Source organism: Candidatus Palauibacter sp. (assembly GCF_965213655.1).
GTDB lineage: Bacteria > Gemmatimonadota > Gemmatimonadetes > Palauibacterales > Palauibacteraceae > Palauibacter.
Window position 1 is genome coordinate 3,115,696 of the sequence record NZ_CBDBZT010000003.1, and the last position, 13,632, is coordinate 3,129,327.

Below are 13,632 nucleotides of genomic sequence, written 5' to 3' on the forward strand. Positions count from 1 at the left end.
GTGTTCGACGATCCCGGTACGCTGAAGGCCGCCGGGGCGACGCTCGCCCTGGCCGCTCTGTGGCTGGTCGAGGGTGTCCTCCCGATGTTCGAGGGCCGGAGCGCGAGGAGCGGGCACGGGGCGCGGAACCTCGCCCTCGGAGTGGGGAACGCGGCGGTTGCGGCCGTCATCTTCGCCGCCGCCACGCTGTTCGTCACTGAAGGGGCAAGGGAACGCGGTTTCGGCCTGCTCCACCTGCTCGAACTTCCGGCGTGGGCCAGGGTCGTGCTCGCGGTCGTGATCTTCGATGCGTGGCAGTACCTGTGGCACCGGCTCAACCATCAGGTCCGGTTCCTGTGGCGCTTCCACCAGGTGCACCACTCGGACGCCGAACTCGACGCCACGTCGGGTCTCCGCTTCCACACGGGGGAGATCGTGCTCTCCTCGATCGTGCGGCTCGCCGTGCTTCCCCTCCTCGGCGTGACGGTGGCGGAACTCCTCGTCTACGAGGCGATCCTCCTCCCGATCATCCTCTTCCACCACAGCAACGTGCGGCTGCCGGGCCGCGTGGACCGCTGTCTGCGCTGGCTCATCGTCACGCCGTGGATGCACTGGGTCCATCATTCCGACTACCAGCCGGAGACGGACTCGAACTACTCGAGCATCTTCTCCTTCTGGGACCGGGTCTTCGGGAGCTTCCGGCTGCGGTCCGAGCCGCGGGAGATCCGCCTCGGGCTCGAGAACATGAAGCGTACGGAGTGGGGGACGCTGCGGGGGATGCTCTCGATGCCCTTCCGGAGGGGGCGCCGCGAATAGGCGGCGGATGTTGCGAGGGCGAGGCTGGAGGGGGCGCTCTCTCCGCCTCGCCGGCGCTCTTTTCGTCGCGGTGCTGGCGGCGTGCGACAGCGCGGCGGCGCCGGTCGAACCCGGGGATCGCGGCACGGGGCCCGATCCGGTCGCGCCTCCGATGGATCTGTCTCGGGTCTGGGCGACTTCGACCCCCGAGGCGGAGGGGTTCGATGAGGAGTTGCTGGAGGACGCGTTCGCGGATGCGGAGAGTGCGGTGCCGAACATCCGGGCTCTCGTTGCCGTGAGGAACGGGCGGCTCGTTCAGGAGGCGTACTTCGGCGGCATGCACCGGGACTCGGCCTTCGACATGCGGTCCGTCACGAAGACGGTCACGGCGCTGCTCGTCGGCCTCGCCTCGGACCGGGGACTCCTGGATCCGGACGACCTGATGACGGATCGACTGTCGCATCCGTCGCTGCGAACTGAGCATGGCGGCATCCGCGTGCGCGACCTGCTCACGATGACGAGCGGCATGCAGTGGTCGGATGAGGAGGATTTCGGCCCATGGGTGCGATCGGGAGAGCCCGTCGGCTACGTGCTGGACCTGCCCGTCGTCGCTTCGACGGGCCGGCGGTTCATCTACAACACCGGCGGGTCGCACCTGCTGGCCGTGATCGTCGAGAACGTGGTCGACGGGAGCGCGCTCGAGTTCGCCGAGCGGGAGTTGCTGAGCCCGCTCGGCATCGACAACAAACGCTGGCCGGTCATGCAGGACAGCGTGATCGTGGGCGGCGCCGCGCTGGCGCTCCGCGCGCGCGATGCCGCGAAGATCGGACAGCTTCTCCTGCAGGGCGGCCGTTCCGGTTCGGCGCAGATCGTATCGCGAGCGTGGACCGAAGCTCAGATCAGCCGGCTCGTCTCGCTGGGCGACCTCGGCTACGTCCTGCGTGACGCCGGGTATGGCTACCAGACCTGGAGCGACCGCCAGGGCGGCGGCGACGGCGTGTCCGCCTTCGTGATGTGGGGCTACGGCGGCCAATACGTGTGGATCGTACCGGATCGGCAACTCGTCGTCGTGGCCCAGACCCATTGGCGCGGGACCGGCGACTTCGATCGGAGGCAGGCCGACGCGGTGGCCGATCTCGTCGTGCGCCGCGTGGTCGAGTCGGCGCGGCCGATCCGCCGCTAGCGGCGCGCCGTCCCGCAGCGCAACGTCAGGGCCTATGTTCCGCGGGTCCGCTCGATCTCGTCCGGGAGAACGCCTGATGCGCTTCGTCGCCGCTGCTTTCGTCACCGCCCTTTCCGCCGGTGCCCTGACCGCCGGTGCCGGGCCGGCGATCGCCCAGGAGTCGGGGCGGGGGCTGCTCGACCCGCCTCCCATGGACGACAGTCCCGGCATGCAGGTGTTCGTCGCTTCGTGCGCGGAATGCCATGCAGGGCAACGCACGGTGCGCGCCCCCGGGCTCACGACGCTCGGGGCCATGACGCCGCGCGCGGTCCTGAGTTCGCTGGAGGGCGGCCGCATGCGCCGACACGGCGAGGACCTCACGCCGGAGGAGCGCCGCGCCGTGGCGGAGTGGCTCACCGGCGAGACGCTGGTCGAGACCCGCCTCCCGTCCTCTGCCTTCTGTGCGAGCGCGCCGCGGGAGGAGGGGGTCGTGCACTGGTCCGGCTGGGGGGGCGGCGGCGGCGAGACGGGCTTCGTTGACGCGGCGCGGGCGGGGCTGACGGCCGCGGACCTGCCGAATCTCGAACTCGCGTGGGTCTTCGGCTTCCCCGACGTGAGCCAGGTGCGCTCGAAGCCTGCGGTCGTCGACGACCGGATCATCGTCGGCTCGGCGTACGGCGAAGTGTACTCGATCGACCTCGAGAGCGGCTGTGTGCACTGGGTGTTCGCGGGGGACGCCGCCGTGCGCGGTGCGATCGCGATCGGTGACGGCCCGGACGGGGGACAGTCGGCCTTCTTCGCGGATTTCCGGACGAACGTGTACGCGATCGATGCGACGACCGGCGCCCTCCGCTGGCGCGCCACCGCCGGGACGCACGCGGATCACGTCGTCACGGGAAGCGTGGCCGTCCACGATGGGAGCGTGTTCGTCCCGCTCTCCTCGATGGAGATCATCAGCGCCGGCGATCCGACCTACGAATGCTGCACATCCAGCGGCGGGGTCGCCGCCTTCTCGGCGGAGACGGGCGAAGCCCTGTGGGAGTTCCGGACCGTGGCCGAGGAGCCGAGGCACGTGGGCGAGAACGAGGCCGGGACACGGCTCTTCGCGCCCTCCGGGGCGCCGGTGTGGTCCAGTCCGACGGTCGACGCCGGGCGCGGCCTCCTCTACATCGGGACCGGCGAGAACTACACGCGCCCGACGACCGGCGGCAGCGACGCCCTCACCGCGCTCGACATGGAGACGGGCGAGGCCGTGTGGACCTTCCAGGGGCGGGAGGACGACGCGTGGAACATGTCCTGCCTGTCGCCCCGCTTCCAGAACTGCCCCGCCCCGACCGGCCCGGACCACGACTTCGGCATGGCCCCCATCATCGTCACCGCCGAGGACGGGTCCCAGCTGCTGATCGCGGGCCAGAAGTCCGGCATGGTGTGGGCGCTGGACCCCGATTCCGAGGGCGAGCTCGTGTGGGCGCGCCGGGTCGGGAGGGGAAGCTCGCTCGGCGGCGTCCACTGGGGGCGGCAACACGCACCTCTTCCGGGTTCCCGAGGCCGGAGGATCGGTCGAGCAGCTGACGGAGGGGGACCGCCGGCTGGGCAGCTTCTCCTTCTCCGAGGACTTCTCACGTGTCGCCTTCCGGGCCACGGCACCAACGGAACCGGGCGACGTCTGGGTCGCCGACGTAGAGGCGGCGCCGGGCGACGAGGTTCGGCTCACCGAGGTGAACCGCGACCTGCTGGCCGGGATCGAATTCTCGAGCCCCGAGCGTCTCTCCTTCCGGAGCCCGGACGGGACCGAGGTCGAGGGCTGGATGCTCCCGGCGCGAGGCTACGCGGCCGGGCAGGGCGGCTTCCCGATGGTGCTCCAGATGCATGGCGGGCCGCATGGGGCCTACGGCAACACGTTCTCGTTCGACCAGCAGCTGCTGGCGGGGCAGGGCTACATGGTCCTGTTCACGAACCCGCGGGCCTCGACCGGATACGGCGAGGATTTCCGCTGGGGCACGTGGGGCGGCTGGGGCTTCAACGACTACGACGACGTGATGGCGGGCGTCGACCACGCGATCGAGAACTACGACATCGACACGGCCCGCATGGGCGTGACCGGCTACTCGTACGGCGGCTACCTCACGAACTGGGTCATCACCCATACCGACCGCTTCGCCGCCGCCATCGCGGGCGCCTCGATCTCGAACTGGGTCAGCGACTACGGCGTCGCGGACATCCCCCGCACGAAGGAGAGCGAGTTCTTCGGGCCGCCGTGGGAAGAGCGGGGCCTGGAGAACCTGCTGCGTTCCTCCCCCATCATCCACGCGAAGGGCGTGACGACGCCGACCCTCTTCGTGCACGGGGAATCCGACCACCGGGTCCCCATCGAGGAGGCCGAGCAGATGTACGTGGCGCTCCGGAAGCAGCAGGTGCCCGCGAAGTTCGTCCGCTATCCCGATTCCTATCACGGGGGCTGGACCCCGTGGCGCATGGTGCACCGGATGTGGGTCCAGCTCGAGTGGTGGGAGCAGTGGCTCCGTCCCTCCACGACCTCCGACCAGTGAGCGCTCTTCGCCTCGCGTGCCTCGCCTCCGTCCTGGTGCTGGCGGCGTGCCATGCGGAGGTGGATCTGTTGCCCGAGCGCTGGGCCGCCGACTACCAGCGGTACATGGAGGCGCAACTCGTGGACCGGATGGAAGCCGGCGTGGCGACGGGAGAGAACGGAGCGGTCACCGTCGCCTACAACGGGCTCGCGGCGCGCGCCGGACTGGAGGCGCTGAAGCAGGGAGGGAACGCCATCGACGCGGCGATGACGACCTCGCTCATGCAGGTCGCGCTCACCGCCGGCGCGCCGATCAGCTACTTCGACAAGCAGCATCTGACTCACATATCGTTGTGATCGTTGAGCTTACGGGATTCGGCGGTCGGATTCCCGTTGGTTGATTCCCGCCGATTCACTCAGTGTCAGGCGCGGACCCTCGGCCGACTGTCCAGAGCCTTCCTGAGTTGTCCAGCGCGCGGCCTCTGGTAGCACCTGAGCACCGTCTGGGCATCCCGCCAGCCGCCAAGCTCACAGAGCACCTTGAGCGGCAGGTCCATCAGGTCGCTGGCGAACTTGCGCCTCAGCGAGTGCCAGCCCCGCCGCGGCTTCGGCTCCAGTCCCGCGAGTGTCTCGGCCTTCCTCCACCACTGAAAGACGGAAGCGCGCTGCACGCCCCGCGTGGCGTCCCTCGACGAAGGCAGCACCGGGGCATTACCGGTCCCGTCACCGCTCCCGCGCGCTTTTTCCAAGGTCGCGACCGCCTCGTCCGTCAGCGGCGTGACGTGCTCATAGCCGGTCTTCTCGTGCTCGGCGCGCCACCGCACCTCGCGGCCCTCGAAATCGATGTCCCCCCACCGAAGGTTGCGGATGGCCCCGATTCGGTGGCCGGTCTCGTGGGCAAGCACGAACGCGACGTGGAACCGCCAGTCGACCTGCCGGGACACTCCGAGCATCGCCTGGTACTCCTCTTCGGAGAGGACGACCCGGGTGGGGTTCTTCTCCTTGGGCGTCTTCAGGCCCCTCAGCGGGTTCGAGTCGAGAAGGAGCCTCCCCTCCTCGTCCCTGGACTTCGTTGCCCAGTTGAGCACCGCGATAAGGAACCGCAGGTCCAACTCGATGGTGCGGTTGGACACGGGCTTCCCGCTCGGTCCGATCCTGCCCGCCCGGCGCTCCCGGATGAAGCGGTCCCAATCGCGCCGGGACAGGGTCTCGGGCCTTCGGTCCCGCCCGAGGAAGTCGAGGAACATCCTCGTCCCGATTCTGTCCCGGTGCTGGACCCGTTCCGTCTTGGTGGGCGTCACCTCCTCACCGTAGATGTCAAAGAGCTTTTCCAGCGTGAGCGGCTCGGGCTCGGCTTCCGCCTTGCCGTTCAGGTCCGGGCCAACGAACCCGGCGGCGAACTCGTCCGCCTGCTTCTTCGCCCGGGTCCAGTCCTGGTGCCCGAGCGACCGGGTGAGCCTTCGACCGTTCTCGCGCCACTCTATCTGGAAGAGGCCGGTCTTCGGGTCCGGAAACACCCGGACCCGGTTGCGGCCCCACTCGCCGGCGCCGTAGGAGCGCCGACTTCGTTTCGTGCGTGCCATCGTTCGATACCTCCTCGAAGATGGACTGCACGATCTGCGTGTTTGAAACCTCGCGACGCGCGGGCGCGTCGTCCAGAGTTGGCGGCCCGACGCGCTTTCGCGTGAGGCGCTTCTCGGGCCGGTCGTTTCTGCGGGTTACCGAGGAGCCAGATGTGTTTTCGCTTCACGAAAACCTCTGGCCGAGGGACGCCCCCGTACCCCCGAACGACATTCCGCGCGCCACCAGAGGAGGCCGCCCGACATGGCTCGTCCCCGGAAGCCCGACGCCGAGCGCAGGATCCGCACGATCGGGGTGCGCGTCACAACCGCGGAAGTCGCCGAGATCGCCGAGCGGGCCGGAGCGGCCCGCATGACGAAGGGCGGCTACATGCGCCGCAGGGCGCTGGGGCAGCCGGTCCGCGAGGCGGCCGTTCACCGTCTCGGCGCCCGGGAGCGGGTCGAACTCCACCGGATCGGCGTCAATCTGAACCAGATCGCTCGCGCCCTGAACTCCGGGGGCTTCTGCGCCCGACGGGACGCTGGAGGCGGTCGAGAGGGTGGGCGAGCTTGCGGCCGATCTCCTGAGCGGCGAGGCGCTGGACCGATGATCCCGAAGATCAACAGTCTGGGGCGCTCGTTCGCCGGTGCCGCGGCGTACTGTCTGCACGATTCCCCGACGCCGGACGACCGGAGTCCGGAGACTTCGGAGCGGGTCGCGTGGGCCGATACCCGCAACCTCGCGACGTTTCGGCCGGAGCGGGCCGCGCGGCTGATGGCAGCGACGGCGAAGGCGGCCCCCGACCTCAAGCGGCTGGCTGGCGGGTCGCCAGGGGGGCGGAAGCTGGCGAAGCCGGTGCTGCACTACTCGCTCAGTTGGGCGCAGGACGAGACGCCGGATCGGAGGGAGATGAGCCGCGCGGTGGACGGGAGCCTGGAGGTGCTGGGGCTGGACGGCCACGAGGCGCTGGTCGTCGCGCACGACGACACCCGGCATCCCCATGTCCATGTGGTCGCCAACCGTGTCGATCCGGAGACCGGGAAGGCGGCGAAGCTGGGCAACAGCAAGCGCGCCACTGGTGCGCGCGTCCGCCGCGAGGGGTTGCAGCCCGGGCGGGCGAGGCGGGCAAGGGGGCCGCGCGATGAGGAGCGCGTCGACATGGAGGCATGGCGGCGCGCCGAGGCTGAGGCTTGGGAGACGGTCGCGGGCGGGCGCGAGAGGGGCCTCCAGCACCTCGAGAGCCGGGCTCGGAAGGAATGGGCCGAACTGCTCAAGCGGCAGGAGGAGATGCGGCAGCGGCTCGACCGGGAGAGCCGCACCGTGCTCGGGCGGCTCCGGATCTGGCGGCTCGATCGCTCACTCAGGGAACTGGCCGGGGCAATCCGGGGCCGGGAGGATCTGGTCGAGGGCTGGCGCGAGGATCTCGACCGGTACCACAGGGACGAGCGGGCGGAGTTGGGCAAGGCACACGGCGAGAGAGCCCGGGAGATCGAGCGCCGTGGGCACAAGTTCTATCGAAGTAGGCTGGTGGACGCGGAGCGGAACGCATGGGCGGTGCGGGAGACGATGAGGGAGCGCGAACAGACACGGGAGCGGGAGCGCTGCCAGACCATCACCCGCATCGTTGTACCGCCCCCGCCCCGGCCCAGAGGCCCCGAGCGTGGCGGGGGAGGGTTCGAGCGATGATCCTTAACTCCCCGCCCAGGCGAACCCGACCCCGTCCAGCAGACGGTGGGGAGGCACTGGCGCAACTCCGGCCATGCCTTGCGGGCTTATGAGGACAGGTGCCGGAGTATTGATCGATTACGGCGGCATGGGCGCGCGCCGCGTGGATTCCTGCTGGTTCCGGCCAGGCGGAGCGGGGCGGAGACGGACCGCGCGCCGATGGGGGTAGCCTCGGATCGCATTCGACGCCGGGGCGGTGGCCCGAAGGCGAGCCCGGATCGGGTGATCCTGGGGGTTGACGAAGCCCCGCACCCGGCGGCACGCTACGAATTGGTGCCGGTCCGGGTTGGCCCTGTCGGGCGGGGCGAAGGCCGTCGACAGCAGGCGCGTGACGCGGTGCCACGCTGGCGGCGCTGGACGGGGGAGGCTTATGGGATGGCGGATGGTATGGAGGCTCGGCATGGACGGCAGACTCAAAATAATCCTGTCTCCCGCAATAGCTACGGCCATCTCGGCGGTCGCGGTCTTCTTGGCCACTTCGGCGGTCGCGCCGGCATGTGCGCAGCAGGCAAACACGCCGCTCGTCGACGAAATCTCCCCGGATAGCCTCGCAGCGCTGATCTCCGCCGCCGAACAGGGCGACGCTAGCGCTCAGGACCGCCTCGGCGGCATGTACCGGTTCGGGGAGGGCGTGCCGCAGGACTACGCCGAAGCCGTCCGCTGGTACCGCGCCGCCGCCGAACAGGGCGACGACTCCGGCCAGTACCACCTCGGGGCGATGTACGCCTATGGGGAGGGAGTTCCAGAGCACTACGCCGAGGCCGCGCGCTGGTACCGCGCCGCTGCCGAACAGGGCGACCCGACGATCCAGTTTTTGGTGGGCTTCCAGTACGACTTGCGGAGCGGCATTCCAGAGGACAACGCTGAAGCCATCCGCTGGTACCGTGCCGCCGCAGAAAAGGGCTACGCTAGCGCTCAGTACTTCCTCGGGACCATGTACGCCAACGGCGAGGGAGTTCCAGAGGACTTTGTGCTCGCCTATGCTTGGATGAATCTCGCCGATGCACAGGGCGATCTGGCCGCCCAAGTAGGCAAGGATCAGCTGTCACGTCGGATGACCAGCGAGCAAGTGGCACGAGCTCAAGAGTTGAGCGTCGAGCTTCTGCGGACGATAAACCAACCCTGACGCAGTGATCCCCCGGCCCATTGTGGAGCTACCGGAGGCGGGGCCGTGACGGCCGGGATTCTGGACGTTCGCCTCGCGCCCTCGACCCAGCGTTGGGCCCGGGCGTTGAGGTCAGCGTCGGAGACGAACTCCCGGCCGTAGAAGAAGCTCTTCCGGATGTAGCCGATCGGACGCTCCACCTTCCCCTTCGTCTGCGCCCGGTACGGACGGCAGGCCCGTATTCGTCGAGGGTGCGGACATCCCCACCGAGGATAGCCTTTTCGATCCGGGCGAGGTCGCGCCGGATCTCCTCGTCGATTTCGGACGGGCGCGGATACCGCGACCAGTTGGTCAGCACCCTGCTCGTCCTACCGTACTCCTTCCACCTCCGGACGACCGCCACCACTTCGATCTTGAGGCCCAGGTCCCAGAGCGCCTTCCAGAGATCGCCGTGCTTCGCGCCCCACGAACGGAGCGCCGTCGCGGTCTCGTGGCCCGGCTCGGCGTAGACGAAGACGGCGCGCTCCGTGTCCAGCGCGATGGGAAGCCCGAGCGGGAAGAAGCGCCGGAGGCCGCCGAGCGCGCCCCGGTAGACCCGTTGGGGAAGGATCCCCCGTTCGATCCCGAGCGCCTCGAAGGCGGCCACCCGGTCCGTTTCGGTCGGCAGCCACGGCAAGCGGGGATGTTCGAGCACGTAGTCGAGCGCGAGCAGACGCCGCACCAGCACTTCCGGCGACGTGATCCGGCGGCGGCGGTGGTCACCGCCGGCAGCGGCCCTTCCGATGTCGGCCGCTGGGGCCTCCCTCCCGTGTCCATGGCTTCAGGAGAAGAACCCGTGCACCGACCGCAGGACTTCCTCCACCTTCTCGATCCTGAGGACGCAGATCGGCTTGACGATCAGCGAGGAGTGCATCGTGAACAGCTTGGTCGTCTTCACCATCGATGCCTTGGGGAGCCACCCTCGGCGAAGTCGCCGCACCGGAGATGCACCGCATTGGAGTCATCCGTGATGTGCGAGGTGATGGCCGCCAAAACGAGATCCCGCCCAGCGGCGTTGAAGGCATCCGGGGAAAGGACCAGAGCGGGGCGTCTCTTGTATGAAGTGAGATCGGTGAAGGGGAACGAAACGAGAACGATATCGCCCTGCGGGCGTTGATCGGGGCCTTTATCGAGCGCTACAACCGCGGCTGGCTCCTCCAGCGGCACGGGTACCTGACCCCGGCCCGTGCCCGCGAGAAGCTCACCCGCCGGGCGGCATGATGGTTGAGCCGTCCCCTCTTTCCAGAAAATCCGGATCGGTACAATATTCGCCACCAGCTTGGCTGCTGGCCACGCAAACGCCGGGACGAGGAGAAGAACGAATAAGGATGAGCAACGGGGCGCTCCGGATCCCACCGCTAACCGTCGTGGCGATCACGATAGGCCTTAGCCTACTACAGGTGCGGGAGCGGGGTACGTTCCGCACCGGTTGCGCGCCGGATGACGGGACACGGGCTGTACTTGAGGAAGCCTTGGCCGCGCTGGATACTGCCCGGCTGTACCGGCCGAACCTGCCCATCGCGGGGCCGGAACACCGGGCGTTCCGCGCCGCCGACCCGACCTACCCGGATACCGACGCTCTGATTAAGATGACGCTGTATCGCAGCTACTATGAGGATCTGCTGCGTCACGCACTGGATCCGACGCTGGAGCCGCCGAAGCGGGGGCCGGAGACGTCGTATGCGGCCGAACCCTCTCCGGTATACGCCCGGTGGCTTGAGGAGTGCGCGCCATGACTGCGAGACAGCCTCTTCCAATACGTGCCCGTCGGCAGTGTTTCGCCTTGGCTCGGTGAGAGCGCGAGCGAGGAGCCTGGAGGGCGGAGTCCAGAAAGCGAGGCCTTGACTAGTGAAGCTATCGTTGGAGACCCTGTCGTTGCTTCGGCAGGGGATGGAATCCAGCTCGGACACGTCTCGCGTCCTTCTGCGGCGGTCGTCGTGATCATCACGAGCACGTATCTGTCCACCACTCGCGGTCGCTACAGGTACCTCTTCTTCCTACTCCTCAAAGACTTTGATCAAGAACAACGGGAGTTCTCGAACGCTCTGAGGGCAAGCTTGGAGCGCTTCGCACGTCAACTGCAGAGTGAAGGCGCGCTCATACGACCATTCACAGGCGACGTTGAGGCGACTCGAAGGCAGGTTCTTGACAAGCGCTGGACTCGATCCGCGAAGCAGGAGATCAAGAGCACACCAAGCCTGCTGATGATCAACCGCGACTTCGACACATTCGACCCTAGGAAGCATCCGTGGCTCCAGATCAAGATCCCGTTGCGTGGGCGCGAGGAGGAGGCTGGTCGGATGCTCGAGGATGTGGCGAGGCTGATCACCTCTGAGCCGGAGGAAGATGTTTTTCGGCGAGCCCATCGGATCGTACGCAGAGCAAGTCTGGACCTCGGCAGGATTGTGGAGATCAGGCCTAGCGTCTTCGGAGTTAGCCTGAACTCCGAGGGCCTCAGAGACTTTGTACAGCAGGTCGTCGGTTCGAGGCGGGGTCGAAGCGCCAACTACTGATCGCGTGCCTGCCGATCTGGTTGAGGTTGGGATATGACCCCCAGATCCTGGATACCCCACCATTGTGACGTTTGGCCTCCGGGTGCGGTGCTGCTCAGGGTAGAACCTGGCAGTCTGGAAGAAGGTCGACATGGCGCGGCGGCGGTACACGCCCAGGCTGAAGGCCGACAGGTGGTGCTGGAGGTCTTGGGTGGCGAGAAGACACTTGGGCAGGTGGCCAAGGCCTACGGGGTCCCGAACTCGGTAAAGCTCTGGAGGCGGCGGTTCGTGGACCGGGCGCCGGAGTCTTCGCCTAGGAGACGACGGTGAAGGAGTACGAGCGCCGGATCCGGGGTCTGGAGTAGCTGCTGGGCAAGAAGGAGGTGGAGATCGCCCCCCCCCAAGAGACTTCTTGGGCCGGAGCGACTGAGCGTCGCTGAGAAGGCGGCGTTCGTCTCCGGAACATATGAGGCGTGCGGCTTGGCGCCGTCGCTGCGGGCGGTGGGGCCGGAGGTTGGCCGACGCCCCGACCGCGAAACCCGCTACGTTGCGATACACGACCCCGAGGGTGCATCCTTCCCGGCCCCCCCGTACGGGTGGGCCGGAACAGAAGGGCGGTAGACGGTGGCGAGCGGACAGAGTGGCGGCGGATCATACCCCGAGCGGCAACCCGTCTCGGTTCCTGCGGGCTTCCGGGCTCGCATCGCGAGGGCGGCGGAACGGGCGTCGATTAGCCCGGCCGATTGGTGCAGACAAGCCCTACGGCCGGCGCTGGAATCGAGCGAGCGGGCCGCGAGGCGGAAGGCGGGCGGCAAGTGACCCCCCGTGCGGTGATTTTCGGCGTTGGCGTGGCGCTCGCGGCAACGATCCTCCTAGCCCCTCTCGCTGCCCAAGACACAGACTTCGGGAGCATCCCCATAAGAGAGATCGGCCCAGAATCGCAAGAATCGTCGGACCGCTTCGCACTCTTTACAGATTGTGCGCCGGTGGGCGTCATGGATCAAGGGAACCGGCAAGCCATGACGAGCCGCCTGCGAGCGGCGCGAATTTATGATCCCGCCGACAACCTTTCGATGCACCTGCTGACCATCTCCGCTGATCCCGTTGGGAACGGTGGAATCTTCTTCGCGCTAAGATTCCACCGACCCGCCGTTACCCTCCAAGGAGTTATGGGGCGGGCTGTCACATGGAGCACTTTCGCGACTGTCACGGACCTCGCCCGCGTGTCCGGGATGGAGGGCGAGCTTATGGACGAATTCATCGACGAGTATCTACGGGTCAATGAATGCGGGCAGTGACGGGCTGGACGCTGGACGTTCGCGGACTGTCGAGGCTCTACCCCGTGGCCGTCGCTCCGGACGTGCGGCGGGTGCGCTGGTGCGACGGTGACGGCCGCGAGCGGGAGGCGGACGTGTCCGGCCCCGAGGAAGCGGCGGCCGTGCTCACAGCTCACGGGTTCGAGACACGGCGGCGGGCTCCGTGACCCCGAGGGGCGGGGGCGCTGGGAGCGCGTCTAAGCGCTTCGAGGGCCCGGGGGCTCCCGACGCGGGGCGGGGGCCCCCTACCCCCGGCGCGGGACACGCGGAATCCGGGCCGGTTCCGGCTGCGGAGGGCGATTCCGTGGCCTTCCCGGCCCCCGAGGCGGTCCCGAAAACCGTCCTAATGGCTTCGACGGCCGAAACTCCCCCGGACTCGGGGGCCGCTCCAGGTTTCGGCAGCGGTGGATCGAGCGTGGACAACGACAAGAACTGGCCACACATCTGATAGCGTGGGAGAAAGATATGACCAAAGTCGATCTCGTTCAGCGGGCCGCCGATACGGTCGGCCCAAGGGTCACCAAGAAGGACTGCGGCCTCGTGGTCGACGCCTTTCTCGACGCCGTGAAAGGACGCGCTAGTGCGCGGAGAGGGCATCGAGATCCGGGGATTCGGCACCTTGAAGGTGCGGCACCGCAAGGCCCGCACCGCCCGAAACCTCAAGACCGGCGAACCGGTCAGAGTTGCCGCCCGCGCCGTGCCGGACTTCAAGCCATCGAGACTGCTACGCGACCGAGTGACCCGGGGGAACGTCTCTGCATAGACCGGGACATGCGCTCGGTGCCGGGACGCGATGGGCTCAGGGCTGGTTTTCCGCTCCCGCAACTTCCCGCAAACTGAGGTGGTTTTGCCGCTGTTTTGGCGCGGTGGAATCGAATGCCAGACCAACGGCAAGGACGGCAGATCGTGCAGTCCCTATTGAACTTACTTGA

Annotated in this window: 13 protein-coding genes and 2 pseudogenes; 12 read left to right on the top strand and 3 right to left on the bottom strand. The window is 68.0% G+C overall.

Annotation, left to right across the window (positions count from 1 at the left end; all coding sequences use genetic code 11):
* From ACOOGH_RS15920 to ACOOGH_RS15940, 5 genes and pseudogenes are all read left to right on the top strand, one after another.
* Entirely contained in the window at window positions 1-795 is a 795-nt protein-coding gene (locus ACOOGH_RS15920; protein WP_420449853.1) for a sterol desaturase family protein, read from the top strand.
* 7 nt (window positions 796-802) lie between these two features.
* Window positions 803-1,957 (top strand): serine hydrolase domain-containing protein, encoded by a 1,155-nt coding sequence (locus ACOOGH_RS15925; RefSeq protein WP_420449854.1) that lies wholly within the window; start codon window positions 803-805, stop codon window positions 1,955-1,957.
* 208 nt (window positions 1,958-2,165) lie between these two features.
* Window positions 2,166-3,362 (top strand): annotated as a pseudogene (locus ACOOGH_RS15930) (PQQ-binding-like beta-propeller repeat protein); the annotation flags it as partial.
* A 292-nt stretch (window positions 3,363-3,654) separates the two neighbouring features.
* A complete protein-coding gene (locus tag ACOOGH_RS15935) occupies window positions 3,655-4,485 on the top strand; it encodes an alpha/beta hydrolase family protein (protein ID WP_420449855.1) in 831 nt (276 codons plus the stop codon).
* Window positions 4,482-4,820 carry a hypothetical protein gene (locus tag ACOOGH_RS15940; RefSeq protein WP_420450170.1) on the top strand — a complete coding sequence of 113 codons (339 nt, stop codon included), beginning with the start codon at window positions 4,482-4,484 and terminating at the stop codon, window positions 4,818-4,820. Before ACOOGH_RS15935 ends, ACOOGH_RS15940 begins: the two co-directional genes overlap by 4 nt.
* A 65-nt stretch (window positions 4,821-4,885) precedes the next feature.
* Here the strand turns inward: ACOOGH_RS15940 and ACOOGH_RS15945 are convergent, their stop codons facing one another.
* Entirely contained in the window at window positions 4,886-6,046 is a 1,161-nt protein-coding gene (locus tag ACOOGH_RS15945; RefSeq protein ID WP_420449856.1) for a tyrosine-type recombinase/integrase, read from the bottom strand.
* Window positions 6,047-6,287: 241 nt separating this feature from the next.
* Between ACOOGH_RS15945 and ACOOGH_RS15950 the strand changes: the two genes are divergently transcribed.
* Window positions 6,288-7,709 (top strand): relaxase/mobilization nuclease domain-containing protein, encoded by a 1,422-nt coding sequence (locus ACOOGH_RS15950; protein WP_420449857.1) that lies wholly within the window; start codon window positions 6,288-6,290, stop codon window positions 7,707-7,709.
* A 439-nt stretch (window positions 7,710-8,148) separates the two neighbouring features.
* A complete protein-coding gene (locus ACOOGH_RS15955; RefSeq protein WP_420449858.1) occupies window positions 8,149-8,874 on the top strand; it encodes a tetratricopeptide repeat protein in 726 nt (241 codons plus the stop codon).
* Window positions 8,875-8,924: 50 nt separating this feature from the next.
* Here ACOOGH_RS15955 and ACOOGH_RS15960 read toward each other — a convergent pair.
* Window positions 8,925-9,092 (bottom strand): annotated as a pseudogene (locus ACOOGH_RS15960) (IS21 family transposase); the annotation flags it as partial.
* 694 nt (window positions 9,093-9,786) lie between these two features.
* The gene (locus ACOOGH_RS15965) at window positions 9,787-10,053 is read right to left on the bottom strand and encodes a type II toxin-antitoxin system PemK/MazF family toxin (protein ID WP_420450151.1); all 267 of its coding nucleotides are present in this window, start codon (window positions 10,051-10,053) and stop codon (window positions 9,787-9,789) included.
* A gap of 167 nt (window positions 10,054-10,220) precedes the next feature.
* Between ACOOGH_RS15965 and ACOOGH_RS15970 the strand changes: the two genes are divergently transcribed.
* From ACOOGH_RS15970 to ACOOGH_RS15990, 5 genes are all read left to right on the top strand, one after another.
* The gene (locus tag ACOOGH_RS15970) at window positions 10,221-10,628 is read left to right on the top strand and encodes a hypothetical protein (protein WP_420449859.1); all 408 of its coding nucleotides are present in this window, start codon (window positions 10,221-10,223) and stop codon (window positions 10,626-10,628) included.
* A 201-nt stretch (window positions 10,629-10,829) separates the two neighbouring features.
* Window positions 10,830-11,405 carry a hypothetical protein gene (locus ACOOGH_RS15975; RefSeq protein WP_420449860.1) on the top strand — a complete coding sequence of 192 codons (576 nt, stop codon included), beginning with the start codon at window positions 10,830-10,832 and terminating at the stop codon, window positions 11,403-11,405.
* 794 nt (window positions 11,406-12,199) lie between these two features.
* Window positions 12,200-12,682, top strand: coding sequence for a hypothetical protein (locus tag ACOOGH_RS15980; RefSeq protein WP_420449861.1), 483 nt, complete (start codon window positions 12,200-12,202; stop codon window positions 12,680-12,682).
* A complete protein-coding gene (locus ACOOGH_RS15985) occupies window positions 12,670-12,867 on the top strand; it encodes a hypothetical protein (protein WP_420449862.1) in 198 nt (65 codons plus the stop codon). Before ACOOGH_RS15980 ends, ACOOGH_RS15985 begins: the two co-directional genes overlap by 13 nt.
* Window positions 12,868-13,325: 458 nt before the next feature.
* Complete coding sequence (locus ACOOGH_RS15990) at window positions 13,326-13,463, top strand: HU family DNA-binding protein (RefSeq protein WP_420450152.1); 138 nt, start codon at window positions 13,326-13,328, stop codon at window positions 13,461-13,463.
* The last annotated feature ends 169 nt before the right edge of the window (window positions 13,464-13,632 follow it).